This window comes from Microcoleus sp. bin48.metabat.b7b8b9.023, assembly GCF_013299185.1.
In the GTDB taxonomy this organism is placed as follows: Bacteria; Cyanobacteriota; Cyanobacteriia; order Cyanobacteriales; family Microcoleaceae; genus Microcoleus.
In genome coordinates this window covers 87,983-111,771 of sequence record NZ_JAAFKG010000017.1, presented here as the reverse complement: position 1 = coordinate 111,771, position 23,789 = coordinate 87,983, and the positions used below count along the sequence as shown (strand labels likewise).

The 23,789-nt window shown below is 43.5% G+C and carries 16 protein-coding genes; 6 read left to right on the top strand and 10 right to left on the bottom strand.

Annotation, left to right across the window (positions count from 1 at the left end; all coding sequences use genetic code 11):
• Window positions 1–53 precede the first annotated feature (53 nt).
• The 3 genes from QZW82_RS12570 to QZW82_RS12560 form a co-directional block, all read right to left on the bottom strand.
• Window positions 54–365 carry a Uma2 family endonuclease gene (locus QZW82_RS12570; RefSeq protein ID WP_293148557.1) on the bottom strand — a complete coding sequence of 104 codons (312 nt, stop codon included), beginning with the start codon at window positions 363–365 and terminating at the stop codon, window positions 54–56.
• A 58-nt stretch (window positions 366–423) separates the two neighbouring features.
• Window positions 424–1,110 (bottom strand): Uma2 family endonuclease, encoded by a 687-nt coding sequence (locus QZW82_RS12565; protein ID WP_293148555.1) that lies wholly within the window; start codon window positions 1,108–1,110, stop codon window positions 424–426.
• 155 nt (window positions 1,111–1,265) lie between these two features.
• A complete protein-coding gene (locus QZW82_RS12560; RefSeq protein WP_293148553.1) occupies window positions 1,266–2,468 on the bottom strand; it encodes an argininosuccinate synthase in 1,203 nt (400 codons plus the stop codon).
• Window positions 2,469–2,797: 329 nt separating this feature from the next.
• Here QZW82_RS12560 and QZW82_RS12555 point away from each other — a divergent pair, with 329 nt between their 5' ends.
• From QZW82_RS12555 to QZW82_RS12545, 3 genes are all read left to right on the top strand, one after another.
• Window positions 2,798–3,736, top strand: coding sequence for a glycosyltransferase (locus tag QZW82_RS12555; RefSeq protein WP_293148551.1), 939 nt, complete (start codon window positions 2,798–2,800; stop codon window positions 3,734–3,736).
• Window positions 3,737–4,855: 1,119 nt separating this feature from the next.
• Window positions 4,856–8,014 (top strand): PAS domain-containing protein, encoded by a 3,159-nt coding sequence (locus QZW82_RS12550; RefSeq protein WP_293148549.1) that lies wholly within the window; start codon window positions 4,856–4,858, stop codon window positions 8,012–8,014.
• A 281-nt stretch (window positions 8,015–8,295) separates the two neighbouring features.
• On the top strand, window positions 8,296–10,410 hold the full coding sequence (locus tag QZW82_RS12545; protein ID WP_293148547.1) for a TIGR00300 family protein: 2,115 nt from the start codon (window positions 8,296–8,298) through the stop codon (window positions 10,408–10,410).
• Between the two features lie 645 nt (window positions 10,411–11,055).
• On the opposite strand, the gene QZW82_RS12540 is transcribed toward QZW82_RS12545, so the two are convergent.
• From QZW82_RS12540 to QZW82_RS12515, 6 genes are all read right to left on the bottom strand, one after another.
• Complete coding sequence (locus QZW82_RS12540) at window positions 11,056–11,727, bottom strand: retron system putative HNH endonuclease (protein WP_293148545.1); 672 nt, start codon at window positions 11,725–11,727, stop codon at window positions 11,056–11,058.
• Window positions 11,724–13,022, bottom strand: a complete 1,299-nt coding sequence (locus QZW82_RS12535; RefSeq protein ID WP_293148543.1) for an AAA family ATPase — start codon at window positions 13,020–13,022, stop codon at window positions 11,724–11,726. Before QZW82_RS12535 ends, QZW82_RS12540 begins: the two co-directional genes overlap by 4 nt.
• Window positions 13,023–13,374: 352 nt before the next feature.
• The gene (locus QZW82_RS12530) at window positions 13,375–14,520 is read right to left on the bottom strand and encodes a citrate synthase (RefSeq protein WP_293148541.1); all 1,146 of its coding nucleotides are present in this window, start codon (window positions 14,518–14,520) and stop codon (window positions 13,375–13,377) included.
• Between the two features lie 224 nt (window positions 14,521–14,744).
• The gene (sixA, locus tag QZW82_RS12525; RefSeq protein ID WP_293148539.1) at window positions 14,745–15,239 is read right to left on the bottom strand and encodes a phosphohistidine phosphatase SixA; all 495 of its coding nucleotides are present in this window, start codon (window positions 15,237–15,239) and stop codon (window positions 14,745–14,747) included.
• Between the two features lie 595 nt (window positions 15,240–15,834).
• Window positions 15,835–17,091 carry a bifunctional oligoribonuclease/PAP phosphatase NrnA gene (locus tag QZW82_RS12520; protein ID WP_293148537.1) on the bottom strand — a complete coding sequence of 419 codons (1,257 nt, stop codon included), beginning with the start codon at window positions 17,089–17,091 and terminating at the stop codon, window positions 15,835–15,837.
• A gap of 234 nt (window positions 17,092–17,325) precedes the next feature.
• Complete coding sequence (locus tag QZW82_RS12515) at window positions 17,326–17,823, bottom strand: HNH endonuclease (protein ID WP_293148535.1); 498 nt, start codon at window positions 17,821–17,823, stop codon at window positions 17,326–17,328.
• Between QZW82_RS12515 and QZW82_RS12510 the strand changes: the two genes are divergently transcribed.
• Window positions 17,823–18,149 carry a hypothetical protein gene (locus tag QZW82_RS12510; protein ID WP_293148531.1) on the top strand — a complete coding sequence of 109 codons (327 nt, stop codon included), beginning with the start codon at window positions 17,823–17,825 and terminating at the stop codon, window positions 18,147–18,149. The two genes, QZW82_RS12515 and QZW82_RS12510, sit on opposite strands and share 1 nt — an antisense overlap.
• Window positions 18,150–18,188: 39 nt before the next feature.
• Window positions 18,189–18,653, top strand: a complete 465-nt coding sequence (locus QZW82_RS12505) for a COP23 domain-containing protein (RefSeq protein WP_293148529.1) — start codon at window positions 18,189–18,191, stop codon at window positions 18,651–18,653.
• An 854-nt stretch (window positions 18,654–19,507) separates the two neighbouring features.
• Here QZW82_RS12505 and QZW82_RS12500 read toward each other — a convergent pair.
• A complete protein-coding gene (locus tag QZW82_RS12500) occupies window positions 19,508–22,315 on the bottom strand; it encodes an AAA-like domain-containing protein (protein ID WP_293148565.1) in 2,808 nt (935 codons plus the stop codon).
• Window positions 22,316–22,430: 115 nt separating this feature from the next.
• On the opposite strand from QZW82_RS12500, the gene QZW82_RS12495 reads away from it, so the two are divergent.
• Window positions 22,431–23,177, top strand: a complete 747-nt coding sequence (locus QZW82_RS12495) for a 5-formyltetrahydrofolate cyclo-ligase (protein ID WP_293148527.1) — start codon at window positions 22,431–22,433, stop codon at window positions 23,175–23,177.
• Window positions 23,178–23,789: the final 612 nt, after the last annotated feature.

The window sequence follows — 23,789 nt, the reverse complement described above, 5'->3', positions numbered from 1 at the left end:
GAGATTTGTTTGCAGCAGTTCGTTCGGTTGTTAATACTGGCAAGCGTCAGGGTTTAACTGCTTATCAATCTATTCAACAAGCTCTCTCTATTGATGGCTCCATTTTTTCCCCTAGTTGAGCAATTACAAATATTCCTAGATTCAATCCTAGCTTTCATGTCTCCAGTGTAGAGCTTACAGCCATTGCCCCGGACATGATCGGTTAGTGTTTTGACTAAGTTGACACATATTGTCACATGAGATTCAGTAGCACCTGCCATTGCGTAGGTTTCGCCCTGAATATACTCATGTTTGATCTGGCTGAGTTCTTCTAATTTTAGATACTCTTCCGGCGAGATGTAATTTGGGCTTTGATTTGCAACCATTGGCTTTATATGGAGTTTTTGATAATTGTAGATTCCGACCACTTTTATTATACCACGCTCACTCTGTTTTCAAGGTCGCAATCTGTTGAGCAAACCACATAGCTGCACTGCCATTTGTTTCTTCATTCAAACGTTCCAAAGTTTGATTCAATAAAGAAACTGGCAGCCCTGACAGTGCTAGAGAAGTTTCACATTCCTGATACTTGCCGTTTGACTGCAACTGAAAGGCAAAAACTCGCAAACCTTTAACGTCAATTACCCAATATTCAGGAATCCCCAAATCGGCATAGAGATATTTTTTTTCGTCTAAATCTATTGTTAAAGTTGTGTCAGAAATTTCGCCTACTAAATCCGGTACTCGCCACTGTTCTAAATTAATGTAACGCCGTTCTCCTCTTTGCCAAGTTGGGTATTCGCTACCTATATAAAGCATTAAATCTGGCGAAGCAGCTTGCTTTTTCGGTTTTTCCAGCAAGCAGCCGCCCAGGGAACTGAATATCAGTCCTGGTACTTGACTAAACCAGAAAGCAAACAACATGGTGAACAAGTTATTGATGCTGGCGTGATTGATTCCTTCTTTTCCCATATCGATGACCAAGAGCCGATCGCAATTAAAGAACAATCCGATATTATCATTTTTGCGATCGTCGCGAACAGCCAGGTAGTCTTCCCAAGTCGCGGTTGTCCAGTGGGATGAAGTTGCTGTAATATTCGTTTCGATAACTGTCGCAATTGAGGCTGTCATGGCAGTTTATAAGATTTTCAACTATTTTATCCCTACTTTAACAAATAAGGTGGGCATTGCCCACCTTATTCTTAGTCCGCGCACCATCCGGACTTTGTTTGTGTGCCCGTAAACTCCCCGAATTCTATTCGGTGGGCTGATTTTTCAGCCAATATCTAACCCCGATTTTTCTCCGACCAAACGCGAGTTGGCAGTCCCCAAACGTAGACAAATCCTTCGGCGGCTTTGTGGTCGAATTCATCCTCGGCGCCGTAGGTTGCTAAGTCGAAACTGTACAGCGAATTCTCGGATTTGCGGCCGACAATTGTGGCATTTCCTTTGAACAGTTTGAGGCGCACGGTTCCAGTTACTCGCTTTTGCGTGTCCTGAATAAATGCGTCTAAAGCAGTTTTTAACGGGTTGTACCAAAGACCGTTATAAATCATTTGGCTGTAGGTTTCTTCGATGCCGCGCTTGTATCGAGTCACATCTGCTGTCAGAGTCAAACTTTCTAAGTCTCGGTGGGCGTGCATCAAAACTAAAATTGCTGGTGTTTCGTAAATTTCCCGCGATTTAATCCCAACTAGGCGGTTTTCAATCATGTCAATCCGTCCGACGCCGTGATTTCCAACTATTTCGTTGAGTTGGGTAATTAAGGCGACTGGTGATAATTCTTTGCCGTTCAAACTGACAGGATTTCCGCTCTCAAAACCAATTTCTAGGTATTCGGGTTTGTCGGGGGTGTTTTCGATCGCCTTTGTCATCAAATAAACTTCTTCCGGCGGTTCAGCCCAAGGATCTTCGAGGATGCCGGCTTCAATCGCCATTCCTAACAAATTGCGATCGATACTGTAAGGCGAAGACTTCTTCACGGGCGACGGAATGCCGCATCTTTCGCCGTAAGCAATTGTTTCTTCGCGGCTCATTTTCCATTCCCGCGCTGGTGCTAAAATCTTGATCTTGGGATTCAGCGCGCCGATCGACACATCGAACCGTACTTGGTCATTTCCCTTACCAGTACAACCGTGGGCGATCGCATCTGCACCATACTTTTCGGCAGCTTCTACTAACAGTTTAGCAATCAGCGGGCGAGCTAGAGCCGTCGAAAGCGGATAGCGGTTTTCGTAAAGCGCGTTAGCTTGAATGGCTGGGAAGGCATAATCTTTGACAAATTCCTCGGTAGCATCGATTACCAGCGATTCCGAAGCACCGGATGCTAAAGCTTTTTTGCGGATTGGTTCTAATTCGTCTCCCTGTCCCAAATCCGCCGCCAGAGTAATTACCTCTTCGACTCCCCACTCGTTTTTGAGGTAAGGAATGCAGACGGAGGTATCGACTCCGCCTGAATATGCTAGCACAACTTTTTTAGCGCGACTCATTGCTATTTAGATCCTGAATTTAACTTAATACGGTTGGGCCCGAGCCCGATCCCCCCTAGCCCCCCTTAAAAAGGGGGGGACAAGATTCTTCTCAAAGTCCCCCTTCTTAAGGGGGATTTAGGGGGATCTCCGGGTCATAAACAGTGTTAACCCAACCGTATTGGAATTTAACCAACTTTTTATTATGCACCTAATTGAGATCAATTCTTGTCAGAAATAGTACAGATTTAGATATTCTTTTTTTGCTCAACTTTGCTATTTCCCATGAGGACTTGCTGCGAAAAATCTGCTACCGTGGGATACGGTAACTGTGGCGATGGGGAAAAGCCGTGTTTTTTAGTGTTGTGATTCCGACGTACAATCGTAAACCGATTTTGGCAAAATGTCTACTGGCTTTGGAAAACCAGCAGTTTGGTAGCACGATCGCAGATTATGAGGTAATTGTAGTCGATGACGGCTCGACAGATGGCACGCTGGAGTGGTTGGCCGCAGATGCCGAGTTTTTGCCGCACGTGCGATCGATCTGTCAATCTCACCAAGGCCCCGCCGCCGCCAGGAATTTGGGCGTTGAAGATGCTAAAGGCGAGACAATTATTTTTATTGATAGCGATTTAGTCGTCACAAAGGATTTTTTGCAAGCACACGCAGATGCTTTGTTACAGGCTTACAAAGATACTGATGCGGTTTTTACTTACGGCAGTGTGATTAATACTTGCAATTTCGACAATCCCACTGCGGAACCTTACAAAATAACTGATTTTTCGGCTGCTTATTTTGCTACGGGAAATGTCGCCATCGCCCGTCACTGGCTGCTGGAAGCTGGACTGTTTGACACTCGCTTTCAACTTTACGGATGGGAAGATTTGGAATTGGGAGTTAGGTTAAAAAAATTAAATTTAAAATTGATTAAATGTCCGGATGCTGTCGGCTATCACTGGCATCCACCTTTTAGTTTAGACCAAATTCCTGGGATGATTGACAGGGAAATTCAGCGCGGGAGAATGGGAGTTTTGTTTTATCAAAAACACCCGAGTTGGGAAGTGCGGCTGATGATTCAAATGACTGTTTTGCACCAAATACTGTGGGGAGTTTTATCTTTGGGCGGGATGCTGAACGAGCGCACTATGAAACCTTTTTTGCAGTGGTTGATTGACCGAGGTAAGTCGCAGTTAGCTTTAGAAATTGCTCGAATTTTTCTGAATTGGTATAATGTCAAAGCCGTGTATGCTGCTTGCGATGAATTGCACGCTCCCACAAAGATGCCATAGATCGTGCCATTTTAGATTTTAGATTTTAGATTGATATTGACTGATGAGTAAGCTGTACGGCATTTAAATTGTAGATTTCAAGGCCCTATTCCCTACTCGTCAAATCCTCTCCTCCTCTAATATCGCAGACAATCTAGATGCTGTACAGGCGATCGCCCCGATCGCGCCAACGCCTCAACAAAACTTAAGATACGGTAGCCGGTTGTCAGGCTCGATTTGCTTGCCGTGCAGAGCCGGTAGATATACTTAAAAACAAACATTGAGGAACTAGCCCAATAGTAGCGAAACCGCGTTCTAATCACTGTTTGAATTTTATATTTAATGAAATTTGCCGGATTTATGCGTTATTTGAGGAATATCGGCTGTTTTCTCGATCGCCTGCAATAATTTGCTGAAACAAAAAATTAAAGATGCAGACATTTTTGATAGACTGAATAGAAATTAAGGGGTGCGTTATGTTGGCAGGCGATCGGACAGTGCCACTGGCATAGCACAAAAGGGAAGCTGTGTGTCTGATTTATGCTGCCATAGCTAATAAAAGCATCGCATACAGCCACTCAATGACTCCTGTCCAAAAACGGATACCGTCTCACATTCTTCTGTCACCAGAAAGAATTGGTTGAAAGCCCCAAGTCTTTGAGGGAGAAATTAAAATCAGACTATTCATTACTCCAATCCTCTGACCTATAGGTAGAGGTCGCTCTCAAACTGTCAACTGTCAACTGTCAACTGTTGAAGAGCATCCCAAAATTTTAGATAAAAGTTCAATCTCCCAGATTCATCTACCCTTGTAAATCTAAAATCGTTGGACGATCGCCCTAGCCGAACGTCTGACCCCGAAATCTCCAATCTCAAATAGAATGACCAGCGATTGACAAACAGGATGCGGAGCTGATAGAAACTTATACTGCTCAAATTCGCGCCATAAATCAACATCTACCCAATTTTATTGTTGCCGCAAGCTCATAGTTCCACCTATAAGCACTTGCGCTTTAATGATTCTTACAATTTGATTAATACACACTATATTACGCAGCAAAATTATCATATGAAAACAAAATAGTAAACGCTATAGATAGAAAAGCTGCGTAGATATTCCTAAGACTCTGAGGGGTTATCGTGAATAAATTTGACCAAAAATACGCCAAAATAACAACAAAACAATCTGAAATATCTGGCTTAAAACAAAACATTTTAATTGTTGACGACCACCCAGAAAGCTTGCGTCTTTTATCCAAGTTGTTGTCCGACCGGGGATATCAAGTGCGGCCAACACTAGATGGAAAATTAGCCCTTAAGTTTGCGCGATCGACTCCACCAGATTTAATTTTGCTGGACATTATGATGCCCGGTCTAGATGGCTATCAAGTCTGCCAACAGCTAAAAGCTGCTCCTGAAACCAAAGATATTCCTGTAATTTTTATCAGCTCTTTAAATGAAACTTTTGATAAAGTTAAAGCTTTTTCGCTGGGAGCTATAGACTACATTACTAAACCATTTCAAATAGAAGAATTGGTCGCGCGCGTCGAAAGTCAAATGCATCTGAGCAGGCTTTCTCGGCAAGTAGTAGCACAAAATGCGCGCCTGGAAGCAGAAATAGAAGAACGCAAGCGGGTCGAAGCACAACTGCGAGAAAGTCAGCAATGGCTGTCGGCAGTAATTAAAATGAATCCTAATGTTTTGTACGTTTACGATGTGATAGAACAGCGAATTCTGTATCTCAATCGCGAACTATATATCGATCTTGGCTACTCGCTGGAAGAAATACAGCAAATGCCAGCAGCATTTCTTCCTAACTTAATACACCCTGACGATTTGCCAGCATTCTCAGAACACATGAGGAGGATTCAGACATCAAAAGATGGTGAAAGCTTTGAGTTTGAATACCAAATAGAACACAAAAATGGTGAATTTCGCTGGTTTTTTAGCCGGGATACGGTGTTTTCAAGGACGGTGGAGGGCAAACCTTGGAAAATTCTGGGAACTGCTACTGAAATTAGCGATCGCAAACAAGCAGAATTCGAGCTTAAAACAGCTTTGGCTGCTTTGGAGCGGCAAATCAAGCAAAGATTTCTGCTAGAAACAATTAGTCTGGAGATTCGTTATAGTTTAAAGCAGGATCAAGTTTTTGAAACAGCGGTTGCCCAAATAGGTCGGATTTTTAATGCCGATTACTGCTCAATTCATACCTACAAAGAAGACCCAATTCCCCGCCTTTCTTGTGTAGGTCAGTACAAAAAATCTGAAATTAAATCGCTTTTAGATTTGGGAATTACCTTGATAGACAATCCTCATGCTGAGTTTGTATTGTCCCAAGACAAAGTTGTAGTTTCTGACGATGTTTTTGCAGAACCGCTGCTAGAAAAATACCGAGATTTGTGCTGTCAAATAGGTTTGAATTCGATGATGTGCATCCGGACTTCCTACCAAGGAAAAGCTAACGGCATGATTTGCTTGCATCAGTACGATCTCCCCCGCCACTGGACGCAAAATGAGATCAGATTATTGAAAGCTGTCGCCGCACAAATGGGAATTGCGATCGCTCAAGCCAATCTTCTGGAACAAGATAAAGAGCAGCGACTTAAATTGCAAAAAAGCGAAGCTAGTCTAGCAGCAGCCCAGAAAATTGCCCATATCGGCAATTGGGAATTCGATATCGTCACCAATAAAAATATTTGGTCGGAAGAAGTATTTCGCATTTTTGGTCTGGACTCAGCCGCACCTGAACCGACATATATCGAACTTTTACAGATGTATCATCCAGAGGACAGAGAGTTGTTTCAACAAACTGTCAGCCTTGGTATCTCACAGGGAACTTCCTACAAAAAAGAGTTGCGAATTTTGCATCCCAGCGGTCAAATCAGATACCTCGAAACAAGGGGAGAAGCTATTTTTAACAAATCCCTAGAAGTAATTAAACTGTTTGGAACAGTAATGGATATCACCGATCGCAAAGAAGCGGAAGCAGCGCTGCAAATTAGCGAAGAACGTTTTTACCTGGCATTTGAAGCCAGTGCGACGGGATTGTGGGATTGGAATCTTGCCACGGGAGAAGTCTATTTTAATTCACGGTGGAAGACGATGCTGGGATATGAAGTAGAGGAAATAGAAAATAGTTATGCAGCCTGGGAAAGACTTGTACATCCAGATGATTTGCCTCTGGCTACAGCAGCGATAAATGCTCACGTGGTAGGCAAAAAACCGACCTACGAAGCAGAATTTCGGATGCTGACAAAATTCGGCGAATGGAAGTGGATTTTGGCTCAAGCTAAGGTGATGGAACGTGATGATTCGGGAAATCCTTTGCGGATGACGGGCACGCATATCGATATTAGCGATCGCAAACAAGCCGAAGCAAGTTTGCGAAGTAGCGAACAGCGAGAACGAGAAAAAGCCCAACAGTTAGAACAAACTCTGGAATACTTAAAAAATGCTCAATCACAACTGATTCAAGCCGCAAAAATGTCAAGTATTGGGCAAATGGTGGCGGGAGTTGCCCATGAAATCAATAACCCCGTCAGCTTCATCTACGGCAATATTATTCCCGCCGCACAGTACGCTAAAGATTTGGTAAAATTGATCCAGCTTTACCAGCAAAATTATCCCGAACCAGTGCCAGAAATTGCCGAAGAATTGGCAGAAATAGAAGTGGATTTTATCGCTGAGGATTTCCCCAGAGTGCTGGCTTCAATGCAAGCAGGTGCTAACAGAATTAAGCAGATCGTGTTGTCCTTGCGAAACTTTTCGAGACTCGATGAAAAAGAGCGCAAAGTCACCGACATTCATGAAGGGATAGAGAGCACTTTGGTGATTTTGCAGCATCGATTGCAGTCACAGCTAGAAGGTCGGGAAATTCAAGTTGTCAAAAATTATGGCAAACTGCCAAATGTCGAGTGTTATCCGGCGCAATTAAACCAAGTTTTTATGAATTTGCTGTCAAATGCGATCGATGCTGTGGAAGAGTCATCAGCAACCTGTAATGACAAAGTTAGTCAGATTCGCATTATTACGGAAGTCAGCAGCGAAAATCAAGTGTGCGTGCGGATTGCTGACAGCGGGCCCGGTATCTGTCCCGAGGTTCAGTCAAGGATGTTTGACCCATTTTTTAGTACAAAGCCGATCGGCAGTGGCACTGGTTTGGGATTGTCGATTAGTTACCAAATTGTGAAAGACCGCCACGGCGGTAATTTGTGGTGTCATTCAGAAGTTGACCGAGGTACAGAATTTGCGATCGAACTACCGATTTCGCAAAAAGTCAAAAGTAAAATAGGTTTGTAGTGAGGACTTTAGTCCTCAGAAAGAAGGACTAAAGTCCTCACTACGAACCTTTTATGAAAGGTAATTGACCGAAAATAATGTCAAAACCTGAAATTTTCTCCGATATTTCATGCAAACTCTCTGTGGTTGAGTTTGATTTTAACCTAACTGTGATATAATTAAAAGCTACTTTTTTCGCTGCCAGACGTTTCACTCTTTCTCTTGGGAGTGAATTTGAGAGTTGATTTAATACATACTATCTCAACTTAAGTCTGTAGCATCTACCACATTTTAACTGAATTATGACTGACTCAATTCGCTTCCTGATGTGCGCTCCCGACCACTACGATGTAGATTACGTGATTAACCCTTGGATGGAGGGAAATGTCCACAAATCATCGCGCGATCGCGCCGTCGAACAGTGGGAGAAACTTTACCACGTGTTGAAAGACAACGCCGTTGTAGACTTGGTACCGCCCGAAAAAGGCTGGCCGGATATGGTGTTCACCGCCAACGCTGGCTTACTTTTAGGCAATACTTTTGTCCTCAGCCGCTTCTATCACAAGGAACGCCAAGGCGAAGAACCCTATTTTAAAGCATGGTTTGAAAGCAAAGGTTTCACCGTGCACGAACTCCCCAAAGATTTGCCGTTTGAGGGTGCGGGCGATGCTTTGCTCGATCGCGAAGGACGCTGGTTGTGGGCAGGATACGGCTTCCGTTCCGAACTCGACTCGCACCCATTGCTAGCAAACTGGCTGAATATTGAAGTGCTGTCGCTGCGTTTAGTAGACGAACGTTTCTATCACCTAGACACCTGTTTTTGTCCGCTCACAGGCGGCTATTTGCTCTACTATCCCGCAGCATTTGACTCTTACTCGAACCGCTTAATTGAAATGCGAGTAGCGCCGGAAAAACGGATTGCGATCGAAGAAGCAGATGCCGCTAATTTTGCTTGCAATGCTGTCAATATTGACAAAGTTGTGGTAATGAACAAGGTGAGCGAAGGCTTGAAAACGCGCATCACTCAAGCCGGCTTCCAAGTCATTGAAACCCCGATGAGCGAATTTTTGAAAGCGGGCGGTGCCTGTAAGTGTTTGACGCTGCGGGTGAATGAACCTGTGCAAGAAGATCGATCGGCAAACGTGATGGTAGAAAGCCGCACCATTCGCATGGCAGGCCACTTGCTCGATGCTGGTTTAATCAGTCGTGCTTTAGACTTAATTATCGAAAACGGCGGCAGTTTCCAAGTGCTCAATTTCAATTTAGGAGAACAGCGTCAAAGCACATCATCTGCGGATGTGAAAGTTTCGGCACCTTCCCACGATGTGATGGAAGAAATCATGGGATTGCTGATTGACTTGGGTGCAGTGCCACCGCCGCAAGAGATTTGCGACGCTATTTTAGAAGATGTCGTGCAAGATGGTGTCGGCCCAGACGACTTTTACGTTAGTACAATTTATCCTACAGAAGTGCGGGTAAACGGTCAGTGGGTGAAAGCACGAAATCAGCGGATGGATGGTGCAGTTGCGATTACTGAAACCGCAGAAGGCCCGGTGGCTACGTGCAAATTGTTGCGCGATTTAAAAATAGGTGAAAAAGTCGTTGTCGATGTCGTCGGTATCCGCACTATCCGCAAAACAGAATCGCGGGAACAGCGCAATTCTCAAGAATTTAGCTTCATGTCCGGTAGCGTTTCTAGCGAGCGCCGGGTAGAATTGGTAGTGGAACAAGTAGCGTGGGAATTGCGCCAAATTCGCGATCGGGGCGGTAAAGTTGTAGTGACGGCGGGGCCTGTTGTGATCCACACCGGCGGTGGCGAACATTTAGCGCATTTGATTCGCGAAGGTTACGTGCAAGCATTGTTAGGTGGAAATGCGATCGCAGTTCACGACATGGAACAATCGAGCATGGGAACTTCTTTGGGAGTTGACATGAAACGTGGCGTAGCTGTGCGCGGCGGACACCGACACCACTTGAAAATGATTAACACTGTGCGCCGTTATGGCAGTATTGCTAAAACCGTGGAAGCAGGCGTGATTACTAGCGGTGTGATGTACGAGTGCGTGAAGCACAATATACCGTATTCTCTGGCTGGTTCGATCCGCGATGACGGGCCGCTTCCCGACACGCAAATGGATTTGGTGAAGGCTCAAGAAGAGTATACTGAGCTGTTACGGGGCGCGGATATGGTGTTAATGCTGTCGTCTATGCTGCATTCCATTGGTGTGGGAAATATGACTCCGGCGGGTGTAAAGATGGTCTGTGTGGACATTAATCCGGCTGTGGTGACGAAATTGAGCGATCGGGGGTCGATCGAATCTACTGGAGTTGTCACCGATGTGGGATTGTTCCTGAGTTTGTTGGTGAATCAATTGGATAAGTTGACTAGCCGCCATCATGTAACTCAATCTGTTTAGATTTAGCTAGTAGACATCTCCCATAATTATTGTGGAACAGGCATCCTGCCTGTTCAAGACAGGCAATTCTTGGGATGTCTAGTAGGGTGCGTCAGATTTGAGATTTTCAAGTTGTACGGAAAGCATATTTCTGACGCACCGTTTGGCTTTATAAAGTTTGCCAAAGTTCCATTCTCAACTTAATGCTCTAATTACAAGAAGCAGAAGTGCAACTACTAGCAAGCCACCATAAAATATGAAATAGCGATCGCCTCAACATTCATCTTCTCAAGTTTGTAAGGGGCGATCGCTATTTCACCCAACAACAAATATTCTCAAATGATTTGATGTGTTTTAGAGGGCGATTTCCTGCATCGCCTGCATCATCTGCCTCTCCAAAAACTACGTTGACCGATCTAATATTTAGCATATTTTAAAAAATTGTTAAAAGCGATAAGGTTCAGCAAAAATAAATTCAGAATAATTTTGCGCCGTTTCAGCGATCGCTCAAACTATCAAGAATTTAAAAATCTTCTTGGCGTAAGGCTTTCAACAGTAGCAGATTTGGAATTTGGAATTGCTGCTGAGAAACAAACAAGGTGCGTTACATTTCATTAACACACTCTACAAGATCGGCGATCGCACTAATAATATTTAAATTACGGTTTAAGGGTTATTTAATCTTTTGGTTAAATACCAAGCAATATATTGGCAGTACGGACTATACTTGCCTTCTGCATCCTTGCTACTCAGTTCTTCTACTTTCTTTTTGATAGCTTCCTTTGACCAAGTTTTATTGGAAAACTTTTTATTTAATACGTGAATAATAACATCTAAAGCTATTTTACGATTATCTATAAGATTTTGGTGATTCAGATTTAAAATTTCATTTAGTTCACGATTAATAGTTTCATCATCAGATGCAGATAATAATTTTCCAGTTGAACTATATTTGATGTAATGTTCACAATTTTTATTACTATCTGCTGGATTAAGAGTTATTGTATAATTGATATTCTTTCCTTCGTAATATCCCTTTCTTGCATTACAATGAAAATTTTTTAATCCTTTACCTCTATTACCAGTGCAAGAAGCTAGTAAATTTTTGTAGTCTAGTTGTAACTCTGGATAGCAATTCTCGTTTTGAGCTTTGTTATGTTCAATTTCCATATCATCTATAGATATTCGTTGCATACAATAACAACAAATATAACCTTGTTCTTCCAATAATGCCTTTTTTAAAGGTTCTTTTGGACGATAATTATCATATTTTGCGTCGTTTGTTTGACGATATTGTAAAAGACATGGAGGTTCAGAACCTTTGATAATACGTTTCATTCTACCCTGTTTAAAAAATCTATAAGTGTATAAGCTCTTACTAATTCTGGATCGTTATTTCCCAATAATTCAGATAACTTTTGTAGTTCTAGTTTAGCTTCCTCTAAGTTATCATTATCTATCATTTCAAAACATTTGTCTATTCTTTCCTGCATTTTTACAGGTCTTTTTTCTACACCCATAACTTCAAACAGAATTGAATTACTGTCTCTCCCAAAAGTGTGGGGTGTAAATTCTAGTATTTTTGAATCTTCTAAAATAAATACGTTTTCTCGGTTGACTCCACTCAAGACTTGGGGTGAATGAGTTGTAACAATAAACTGACAATTTGGGAAGGTTTTTCTAAAACTGGGAATGACAATTCTTTGCCATTGAGGATGTAAGTGTAAATCTATTTCATCAATTAATATTATTCCTGTTCCTTTTTCTAGTAATTCTGAAGGATTTGTAATACTAGGATTCAATATTGCTAACCGTCGCGCAATGTCAACTACTATCATTAGTAAAGTTTTTTCACCGTCAGAAAGTTGATCTATTTTAAAGTTTTCACCATTTTTTTTAATAACTAATGAAGGTTTACTTAAATGACGAATACCACCTTCTCTACTAGAACTTACACGTACTATATGTAAATCTGAAAACTCGGTATCAGGAAAGCCTTCTAAAAATGTTTCTAATGCTTTTCTCACAATTTCTAGGTTATTATTTCTAAAATCAATATTTTCTCTTAATCTAATTTCATTCTCATATTCTTCTTCTTCTTTAAACCACTCGAAGAAATCTCTAAAATCAGTTATAGTACTTGTGGAAGCTCTATAAGCATCAAATTGATTTGTGGCTATATATTTGCCAGATGAAGAGTTTATTACTATACGTTGAGTTTGATAATAAACAAATATTGGTATACTTAAATCAGGTTTATCTTCAAGGTCTTGAAGAATCTGAACAGCATACTCTTTAATTGCTTCTGTGTTATTTGAATGTTCTCCGTATTTAAAACGTATGATATTCCATGATAGCGTATTATTGGAGTCAATAACAACACAAATATTATTGAAGGTCATATCTGAGTTGATATTAATATCATCATCCCTTAATCCTTTTCCTTTGAATCCTTGTGAATCTTTTCGTCTAAATGCAGATACAAATTGAGATAAAAGTATAGCAATACTATCTAAAATAGATGATTTACCTGAACCGTTAGATCCAATGAACACAGCCAAATCAGAGGGAAGTGTTAATTTAAGTTCTCGAAAACCTCGAAAGTTTTGTAAATGTAGTTCTTCAATACGCATAATTATAATTATAATTATAAAATAATTGTAAATTTACAATACCAAGAAGATGTTACTTATTCTTCCACCTTTAGATAATTTAATAATTACCTCATCCGTTCTCTGTAATCACCGTTTTTAATGGTTTGTCCCAAGTATCTACCGGGAGTTGAGATAAATAAGTCAAGCCGTAGGGTGTGTCGCCATCGACAATCCTTCATCAACAGCGACAATCTCATGGCGACGCACCTGTTTTTTTCCAGAGATGAGGAAACAAACCCAAAATTTTGGTAAGGTGCGTCGCTACTCGAAAAGTCAATTTTTATTGACAGATTTTTGCAAGGCCACGCACCCTACGGCTACAGCTTTGAGGTTAAGATGGCAGTCTTTCCTCGATCGCAATATAAGGAGCACCGTGAGTCCCCGTATAGATTTGAGTCGGGCGGTAAATGCGGTTTGTCTCTAGCTGTTCCTTCCAGTGGGCAAGCCAACCGGCAACTCGGGCGATCGCAAAAACTGGTGTAAACAAGTCCGTCGGAATTCCCATTTTCCGGTAAACCAGACCAGAATAGAAATCTACATTAGCATAAATTCCTTTGTGAGCCAATTTCTCTTCAACGACTTCTTCCAACTTGACAGCAATGTCGTAATAATCATCGCGACCAAAATTGTCAAACAACTTTTCGGCTAACCCTTGAAGAATAGTTGCTCTCGGATCTTTCACCTTATAAACTCGGTGTCCGAAACCCATGATTTTGTCCTTATTTTCAACGCACTTCTCGACAAAAGGCCGCACGTTTTCTACAGAACCAATTTGCTCCAACATCTCAATCACTTCTTCATTCGCTCCCCCATGCAGCGGCCCCGCCAAAGTGCCAACTGCTGAAGCAATCACCCCGTAAGGATCTGTTAGCGTCGAAGCTGTTACCATTGCCGAAAATGTAGAGGCATTGATAGTATGTTCCGCATGGAGAGTCAGACAAGCATCAAAAATATTAGCCAACAGCGGATCTGGTTCTCGCTCGTTGAGCATATACAGAAAGTTAGCTGAGTAGTTTAAGTCGTCCCTCGGCAACAGCGGGTCATTACCCCGCCGCATTTGCTGGAAGGCTGCTACCATTGTGGGAATCTTAGCTAGCAGCCGCACTACAGCTTCTCGAATATATGCTGGGTTAGCCAGAGCTCGGCGCGAGTAAAATAAACCTAAAGCCGCTGCTGAAGCTTGCAGGGCATCCATGGGATGTCCTCTTTCGGGAAAGCATTTCATCATGTCGCGGATGCGATATTTGATCCGGCGGTGATAGCGAATTTCATGCTCGAAAGCTTCTAGTTCTTCCTTTGTTGGAAGTACACCCCAGATTAATAAATATGACGTTTCCACAAAGGAACTTTTGAGTGCTAGTTCCTCGATGCTAATCCCGCGATATTCCAGCACCCCATTTTGTCCATCTACGTAACTAATACTGGACAAGGTGGCGGGAACACCTTCTAAGCCTGGTTTGAATTCGCCGACGACCATTGCGATACCGTGTTGTGTGAGTTGAATCTAATCAAATTACATTAGCAGAAAGCAAGATCGTGTCACCGTCTCGACCAAGAATAATTCGATCGCGACTCAGGCACTCCGCCGCTCAGAAACGGGATTTTTCAACGGAGTTATCAATCGCACCGCTAGATATTTTCGCCCCTCCCACCCGCTTTCTGCGCCCGAAAATCTGGGTTTAAGAGGGCGATTCGCCGTTTCTAGGAGAGCAAAAACTTGGGCCCAGTCAGCCAGAACATTTGGCTGCGGCCGACTGGGGAGCCAGTTTCGGGGAGAATTAAGCCGATGATACCTGCTTTTTTGACAATCAGCGCGTCGTGCGATCGACCCCAAAGTAAAGTTTCAGCCCAATTGCCCAAATCTGGTTGGTGGCCCACTAGGGCCAAGCTGCGGTTCCCTGTTTCCTGCCACTGCTTGTACCACCTCAGCCAGTCCCCGATGTCTCCTGAAGGTGCGAGGGGGATGGATTCTTCTATTTGGGAACTCAGACCCGCTGACAGCAGGATTTGGGCGGTTTGTGTGGCGCGCAGTAGGGGACTGGTAAGAATCAGATCGAACTGAATTTCGATCTCGTACAGCCGCTGGGCGATTTTTCGGGTTTTACGATCGCCCTCTTTAGTTAGGGGCCGTTCCTCGTCTGTATCATATTCTTCGGGTTCCGCTGCGATGCCGTGACGGACTAGGTAGAGATGCACTGTCGCTGTCCTTTTTGATAGTTTTGCGATCGCACTTTTTTTGAGATTTGGTGCGATCGCATTTTCGCCCTATTCATTGTACAACTGCCTTACAATCCTGCGCTGTCGTCAGGTTTACTTCAAAAGTACGTTAAAGGTACGTTGTTGCGCTTTAGCGCTCTATTAGTCTAAAATAGAGCGCTAAAGCGCAACAACGTACTTTTTTTGTATAAAAAATATGAATAAACCGAATTCTTTAGCGATAATCCGACAAAAACTTTCGAGGGATATCTTATATAACTATTTGTTCATTTAGTGAATATCGATTAGCAATTAGCAATCACCCATGATTAGACATACTTCTTCTTTTTGAGAAGGGCTATAAACTTTTTCAAAAAGATGAAGTATGAGTATTATTGAAGTTTTTGCTGCGTCGGCGAGCTGAGTGTACCATCACCACAAGGAGGCTCAAGCCCAACAACGTACCTTCTCAAAAAGATGAAGTATGACTGTTATTGGAGTTTTTGGTGTTTCCGCGAGCTGAGTGTAGCATCACCACCAGAGGGCTGAAGCCCAACAACGTACCTTAGTCTTGGAGAGAAAGGCTATACAAACTTTAACGATCGTAAACTGGATTATCGGTAGGACTAATTAAACTCATTAATTTTTGCTTAATTTGAGAATCGAATACTTCCCATTTGTGCCTTGCATAATCGCTATTCTCATTTCCACCTGAAAGAAATCCTACCGGAATTTCAAAACCGCCCGCTTGACTTCTGCCACCGCCAAAAAAGCGTCCTTGAGCATCTTGACCGAAGGCTTCTTTAATAAATTCATCGGGGTCAAGAGTCAGTTTGTTCGTTCGCAGCGATCCGATTACTACTTCGATTTCTTCGTCTTTGTCGTGCACAATTGCGTAGACAACGGCTGTATGTACGTTCTCTTCTGTTACCAAAAAGTCCGCTGCTTGGGGAATGGAATCGCGATCGTCATAGCGGAGGTAGCCGATGCCCGCGATCGAGAAATTGTTCTTGACGATGCGGTGTTTGAGCGATCGCTCGATCGCATCCATCACCCATTTAGAACGAGAGGACTGTAACACCGCATTCAGCAACTGCGGGTCATAAAATCGGCTCAAATAAGCCGCAGCTAAAAAGTCCTCCTCCTGTGCTTGTCTGAGGGCATTGGTATCCGATCGCAAACCGTGCATCAAAGCCGTAGCACACTTGACGTGCTGGCTGACACTACCGTCAAAAGCCACCATTCCAGCCTGCAAATACTCGGTAAAAATCGTGGCTGTAGCGCGGATATCCGGACGCAAATCCGTAAATTCTGCGTTCATTTCCCCCTGCAAACTGTGGTGGTCGATTACTGCTGCGATCGGCACTCCTGCCCCTAAAATAAACTCAGTTAAGTTACAAGTCGTGCCTTGGTTGTCGATAAAAACGCAGCCCTGATACGCCGACAAATCCTTCGTTTTTGTCGTTTCCAGCGTCCACCGCTGCAACGGTAAGCCTGTCAATTTAACTAAGGCAATATTTTCTTGGTGGCTGAGGGCGCCGGCGTAGATAATCTCGCATTGAATATCGTACTGTTCGGCGATTAATTTGTAAGCCCAAGCGCTCGAAAGTGCGTCGGGGTCGGGAAAATCTTGCAATAATATTAACTGGCGATCGCCTCTGTGCCGATCGAACATTTGGCGCAATTGCTCGATTTTGCGATCGAGTAATTCCCCGCGCAGACTGGCGCGATCGTCTTCCGAAGCAACTTCGGCTTTGCTGCGCCGTTTCCCAGGTACACTCGCGGATGGTACAACCTCAGCTTCGTGGTTGTCAGATACTTCATCTGAATTGGTAGGCTGGTGGTCTTTCATTGTTAAAAATACACAATTTAATTCTTTCAGGATTTGCGCGCCAAAACCAATTAAACCCGGTTTCTTTGTAGATGCCGCGCTGTCAAACCCAATATTCCTTAACAGAAACCGGAGTTAAGAGTCTTTACTATTTAACTTTTCAACTCAAAACTATTGGCCCGACGCACTCATGGCGCCACGCCTGCAACTCAAAACTTCCGCAAAAAACCCCCGCGCTTTCTTGCGACAGGGGTTTCAAAGGCCGATTACATATTTTTGCCATTCTTGGTGCATACCACTCTTAACGTGCCTAGTCACTTCAAAATAAAGACCGCTGTGAGGTTTCCTGGGCGGATACCGCAGCAGCATTCCTGCTTCTTTCGGGGTGCGACTGCCTTTATTGACATTGCAGCGCACGCAGGCGGTAGCGAGGTTTTCCCAACTTTCGCCTCCCCCGCGCGATCGGGGAATGACGTGATCCAGGGTCAAATCGTCCCCGGTGTAGCCACAGTATTGACAAGAGTGGGCGTCACGGTGCAAGATGTTCCGGCGGGTAAGCGGAATATCCTTATAGGGAACTCGGACGTAATGCCGCAGTCGAATCACAGTTGGTAGCGGGAAGTTTGGCGCAATAAATTTCCCGTTATGTTCTACCTGTTCTGCTTTTCCTTTCAGCAACAAAACTACCGCTCTTCGCCAATTGGTGATGTTGAGCGGTTCGTAGGAGGCATTCAGCACCAGAACATTGCCCATTGTTGATTATTAAAGAGAAGATTTTTATTGATGCTAACACAGGTTCCCATTTAGGGGGGCGGACTGAGGAAGGACGGGGCGATCGCCAAAAACGGCTAAGAACCTTACCTTTACCCTATACCTTCGCGATCGAGCCCCTGCGATCGCACCTATTTTTTGCCACAGCCTTTGTCAGCGAGGGATTTTCCGTGGGTTTTGGTCTGGATAATGGTAGTATGGGCGATCGTCTCGCCCGGGCAACGCTTACGGCAAAACTTGACAGAATAATTTTTATTTTTTTCCCTAAATGCCTAATCTTCCCGGCAAGCAGCAGTCTAACTTTTTAGAGTATTAGTAACCATAAATGAAAAAGCTTATTACCGCCCATGAAATTTCGGCTTTTAAAGTCAGCTTTTAGTGTGTCAATTATTGCCATTGCAGCTCCGATTTTAGCAAACAGTCAGGCTTTTGCCCAAACTCCGTCATTTTTCTGTGGCGCTGCTGGTGGCCGCCCGGCCACAATTGCTGTCCAACAAGGCAAAAATATTCCCGTTATTCTGTGGGTAGCTGATAACTATTTCAATGAATCAGGAGAAGACGCCATTACTCGCTGCACCCGAGTCTCGGGAATTCTCAACAACTCGCAAGGCCAAGGAAGCTGGGACAATATTCTCACAGCAGGTGCATCTGGCAGCGGTCAACTAATTATTTGTGCAGCTAATCCTCAAGACGGTTCCTGTAGATTATTATATCAAGTCCCAAAAGGGCAAAATCCCGAACAAGCCAGACAAGAACTTTTAAGAAGAGTGAAAAATCCTAATGTAAGTGTTTCGCCTGTCAAGGTAAATTGATATTTATCAGTTACCCAACCCGTAATTCAGGTTTGTAGTAAGGACTTTAGTCCTCCGATTTTAAAGAGGAAGGACTAAAGTCCTCACTACGAACTAATTGGCAGGTTTGTAGTGAGGACTTTAGTCCTCTGATTTTGAAAGGGAAGGACTAAAGTCCTCACTACGAACTAATTGGCAGGTTTGTAGTAAGGACTTTAGTCCTCTGATTTTGAAAGGGAAGGACTAAAGTCCTCACTACGAACTAATTGGCAGGTTTGTAGTAAGGACTTTAGTCCTCTGATTTTGAAAGGGAAGGACTAAAGTCCTCACTACGAACTAATTGGCAGGTTTGTAGTAAGGACTTTAGTCCTCTGATTTTGAAAGGGAAGGACTAAAGTCCTCACTACGAACTAATTGGCAGGTTTGTAGTAAGGACTTTAGTCCTCTGATTTTGAAAGGGAAGGACTAAAGTCCTCACTACGAACTAATTGGCAGGTTTGTAGTAAGGACTTTAGTCCTCTGATTTTGAAAGGGAAGGACTAAAGTCCTCACTACGAACTAATTGGCAGGTTTGTAGTAAGGACTTTAGTCCTCTGATTTTGAAAGGGAAGGACTAAAGTCCTCACTACGAACTAATTGGCAGGTTTGTAGTAAGGACTTTAGTCCTCTGATTTTGAAAGGGAAGGACTAAAGTCCTCACTACGAACTAATTGGCAGGTTTGTAGTAAGGACTTTAGTCCTCCGATTTTAAAGAGGAAGGACTAAAGTCCTCACTACGAACTAATTGGCAGGTTTGTAGTGAGGACTTTAGTCCTCTGATTTTGAAAGGGAAGGACTAAAGTCCTCACTACAAACCAATTGGCGCATTGTACACCTTACTTGCAGATAGTAGAAACCCTTCTCAAATACTCCGGTTGACTGCTGAGAAAATCGCAGCTTTGCTTCAACAATTCTTCCAACCCTTCAACCTGCCTCAACCAGACAGTACCATTGCTTCCAGCTACAGCAATTTGCTTTCCATCTCCACTCCAACCGACACTAACAACATTCTCCTCAAAGGTAAATTGAGCAACCGGGCGCCCCGCTAAATTCCACAGCCGCACAGTCTTATCAATTCCCACAGTAGCCAGCCTTTCTCCGTCGGGACTAAAACTAATTAATTTGGCATCTAAATGCAAGGTTTCAAATTCACTAACTAATTCTTTGGCTGACAGATTCCACAGCCCGACCTTGCCATTTAATGTTACTGTAGCAAAGCGATACTGCTGTCGATCTGGACTGAAACTGATACCAATTGCTTGCACCGGCAGCGTTTTTTCCAGTTTTCCCGACAAATCCCAAACTCGCACCGTAGATTTTCCGTCTAAAGTCGTCAAAAAATCGCCGCTGGGGCTAAAATTAACGCTTCTCACTAAACCATTGTGACCGGGAAGCTTTATGCTAGATGAGATTACTTTTGAGAGTTTTGACAAGTTCCAAATTGCCGAACTGCTATCGATTCCTGCTGCTGCAAATAACTTTTCTGTCGGACTAAAACTAATACTGTTAACAGAGCCTTCAATTCCTTTCAACTGAGAAATCTTTTTCCCTGACAAATTCCAGAACTTAACTGTGCTATCGCTTCCGGCAGTCGCTAAAAATTTACCATCTGGGCTAAAGCTTACCATATTCACTGACTGCTGTAAAGCTTTCCATTCAGCAACTTTCTGCCCGTAAAAGTTCCAAATTCTTACTCTATCGTCTATTCCTGCGGTTGCCAAAATTTTACCGTCAGGGCTGAAACAGATGCTGGTAACAGCACCTGTATGAGCTTGCCAATTCATCTTTCTTGGTGGAAGTGATGGTGCTTTAATCTGCTGTTTTTTGCTAATTTCGTCAAGAATAACTTGTAAGGCTAACAGCGGTCTAGTTGCAGGATATTGTTCGAGATGTTGTTTGTTTTCAACAAATGTTCTTAATTTTTTCCCAGAGGCGATCGCCCTCAGCAAAGCTTCCGATAAAGCTTCGCTGTTCTCGTTTTTTTGAGATACCGCCAATAGTAAAGCATCGCTGCCATTTTGTTCGATTTCAATACTGGCTTGTGCTAGTTTAAACCGCTGGTAAGCGAGAGTTGAAAAGCCGATCGCCCCAATCAACGATCCAACGAGTACCGCCGAACCGATGCCGATCCACTGTTGGGCTTTTTGCTTGGCTGCTTTAGCTTCACCCAAAGCTGTTTCGGCATCGCGCGTCGCTGTTTGGGTTTCTAGTTTAGCTGCCAGCAGCAGTTGATTTTGGTCGCTCAAAATCAGTTTTTGGCTGGCTGTCAAAAATTGAAAGTCTTCGTTTCTCAAACTTTTGTCTGCCGCCCAAACCAATGCTGATTGCAAATCTTCGCCTCGCAACAGTTGGGAGTCATCTTGAGAGTTTGAATTCAGCCAGACTTTGATAGATTCCGAGTAAGGTAAGAGTTTTTCTAAGTTTTTGGCGATTAAGTCTTTGTTAAATACAGCTTGATAAATAGGATTAGAAATAGTTAATTTGTCCCGGCGCTTGACGATTAATCCGCTTAATCGCAATTCCATTTGTTCCGCACTACCATCGGGGACGATTTCAACTTGCTGTAAAATTTGCTGGTACAATCCGAGTCTTCTGACAATCCGCTGGTTTTCTCGAAAAAGCCGATCGCGAATTGTGGACAAATGTTCGGGCACATCCTGAGATTCCCAATTATCAACAATCTTCAACCGTACCACTTCCTCAACCCATTCTCGCGGATTATTGACTCGCTCTTGCTCCCCCCCTTGACAAGGGGGGGCTGGGGGGGGTGCATTTTCAAAGGGATTTTGAATGCGCTCTTGCTCCCCCCCTTGACAAGGGGGGGCTGGGGGGGGTAAATCCGGGGTTAAATGTGCATTTTCAAACAGCAGTTTGCACAACTTTTGAGTCAAAAACGGTTGCCCGCCCGTCCAATACAAAACCTCTCTCAAAACTTCAGCAGAGCGGTCTGTCAGCTCTGCCAACCCCGCTGCTAGCGGTTGAGCTTCTGTTTCATCAAAACCAGTTAATTCGATCGCCCTACCGATATTAAAAGGCGTGTTGCTGCCCAGATTCTTGTCGCGGCACAAATCCGTCGGCGATGCTACACCTAGGAGAGCCCACGTTAGGCGATCGAACTCCGAGTTATTGGCGCGCTTGTTGTAGCACGATCGAATTAGGGCTAGGAAATCATCGGCGGGAAAATCCAGGGCGAGAATGCTGTCGATTTCGTCGATAAAAATCACAATATTGGTGGAAATATTGGCTAACAGTACGGTTTCGATGAATTCGCTCAATCTTTGCACCGGAGTTAAAAAATTGCGATCGCGCCACCAAGTCCGCACGTTGACAATATCCGACAGATTAAAGTTATTTTCGAGAATGCGTAGCAACCCAGCATACCACTGTTCGGGAGTCACGCCGCGGTTGCCAATTTCCGAAATGTCGATCGCAGCACAAGCAATTCCCTCATTTCTCAGTCGCTGAATTGTCCGCACCTGCAAGCTAGATTTGCCCATTTGGCGGGAATTCAAAACATAGCAAAACTCCCCCGCCTTCAATCCGTTATAAAAGTCGTCGTCTGCTTGACGCTTCACATAATTCGGAGCGTTATTTGTCAGACTGCCACCGACTTGATAGTAACTGGGTTTTGCGGTAAAATTCATATAATTCATTTAATTCATTCGGCGGTTGAAACCGCGTCTACACGAACGAAGTCGGCCTTCGCCGACTGAGGAATGTAATTAAAATTTTGGATGATATATTGTACCATAATATAGCATGAAAACAGATTGGATTGGATATCACCACGACAAAGATAAGTTAAGGACGGAAATTTGGTCTTTACTGAAAGATCAAACCGCATCTGTTGGCGATTCTTTTGGTCATATTCCCAATTTTGTCGGTGCCGAGTTGGCGGCTGAAAAATTGGCGAGTTTACCGATTTGGCAACAGGCGAAAACGATTAAATGCAATCCCGATGCGGCGCAAATTCCAGTGCGGATGCGGGCTTTGCAAGACGGAAAACGCCTGTATATGGCTGTACCGCGCTTAACAGACGATCGCTGTTTTGTGGAGTTAACAGCCGAGGATTTGCAGAGACAAAGTGTATCTATTGCCGAAAGTGCGATCGCCCGTAAAGCCCTCAGTTGCGGAAAATTGGTCAGTTTTGCAGAAATGGAGGCGATCGACTTAGCAATAGTCGGCTGTGTAGCCGTGACGCGCAACGGGGGAAGAACCGGCAAAGGTGCAGGATTTGCCGATTTGGAGTTGGCGATGCTGACAGAATTCGGGTTAGTAGAAATCGATACGCCGATTGTGACAACAGTGCATCCTTTGCAAATTGTAGAAGATTCGCGTTTGCCGATGCAGGCTCACGATTGGGCGCTGAATTGGATTGTGACTGCTGACGAGGTAATTGAGACTAATACGAGTTATCCGCGTCCAACTGGGTTAAACTGGGATAGTTTGCGATCGGAACAGTTGGAACAAATTCCGATTTTGCGAAAGTTGAGAGAGCAAGAGTAAATTTAATTACCTTAATTTATAACTCTCAATAATTTCTACTAAAGCATCATCCCGTATTCATCTCTGGGATCTCCCTCTGTGCTCTCTGCGCTCTCTGTGGTTAAATCATTCCAATACAAAAGTCAACGATATGATATACCATACAACTTAAACGAACCGCGAAGGCGCTAAGGACGCGAAGAAGGAAAGAAACAAGAGGAAGAAGATAATTTCAGATAACATTTTATAACTTTCAATTATTTTGACTAAAGCATCATCCCGTATTCATCTCTCCGATCTCTCTGTGTTCTCTGCGGTCTCTGTGGTTAAATCATTCCAATACAAAAGTCAACGATATGACATAGCATACAACTTAAACGAACCGCGAAGGCGCGAAGGACGCGAAGAAGGAAGAAGAAGGTAATTTTATAATATATCTACTTCGCAGCCAAAATGCGCCACATAACGAAAACAGTAAAACCTAGATAGCCAAACACGGTTATCCAATCTAGCCAATTGTCGGAAGTTATCAAAAAAAGATCGTTCATGGGATTTTTGAATCTAAAAAAATGTAGATTATGATTTGTCGTTTGGTGGGGGCGGGTTTATGAGTTTGTCGGTTTTAGGCAATTA

What these genes read in the sequence shown, in the direction of transcription:
- QZW82_RS12535 (WP_293148543.1), bottom strand. Translation starts at nt 13,022, where the DNA reads ATGCGTATTGAAGAACTACATTTACAAAACTTTCGAGGTTTTCGAGAA.
- QZW82_RS12530 (WP_293148541.1), bottom strand. Translation starts at nt 14,520, where the DNA reads ATGGTCGTCGGCGAATTCAAACCAGGCTTAGAAGGTGTTCCCGCCACC.
- QZW82_RS12500 (WP_293148565.1), bottom strand. Translation starts at nt 22,315, where the DNA reads ATGAATTTTACCGCAAAACCCAGTTACTATCAAGTCGGTGGCAGTCTG.
- QZW82_RS12495 (WP_293148527.1), top strand. Translation starts at nt 22,431, where the DNA reads ATGAAAACAGATTGGATTGGATATCACCACGACAAAGATAAGTTAAGG.
- QZW82_RS12560 (WP_293148553.1), bottom strand. Translation starts at nt 2,468, where the DNA reads ATGAGTCGCGCTAAAAAAGTTGTGCTAGCATATTCAGGCGGAGTCGAT.
- QZW82_RS12515 (WP_293148535.1), bottom strand. Translation starts at nt 17,823, where the DNA reads ATGGGCAATGTTCTGGTGCTGAATGCCTCCTACGAACCGCTCAACATC.
- QZW82_RS12520 (WP_293148537.1), bottom strand. Translation starts at nt 17,091, where the DNA reads ATGAAAGACCACCAGCCTACCAATTCAGATGAAGTATCTGACAACCAC.
- QZW82_RS12545 (WP_293148547.1), top strand. Translation starts at nt 8,296, where the DNA reads ATGACTGACTCAATTCGCTTCCTGATGTGCGCTCCCGACCACTACGAT.
- QZW82_RS12540 (WP_293148545.1), bottom strand. Translation starts at nt 11,727, where the DNA reads ATGAAACGTATTATCAAAGGTTCTGAACCTCCATGTCTTTTACAATAT.
- QZW82_RS12505 (WP_293148529.1), top strand. Translation starts at nt 18,189, where the DNA reads ATGAAATTTCGGCTTTTAAAGTCAGCTTTTAGTGTGTCAATTATTGCC.
- QZW82_RS12565 (WP_293148555.1), bottom strand. Translation starts at nt 1,110, where the DNA reads ATGACAGCCTCAATTGCGACAGTTATCGAAACGAATATTACAGCAACT.
- QZW82_RS12570 (WP_293148557.1), bottom strand. Translation starts at nt 365, where the DNA reads ATGGTTGCAAATCAAAGCCCAAATTACATCTCGCCGGAAGAGTATCTA.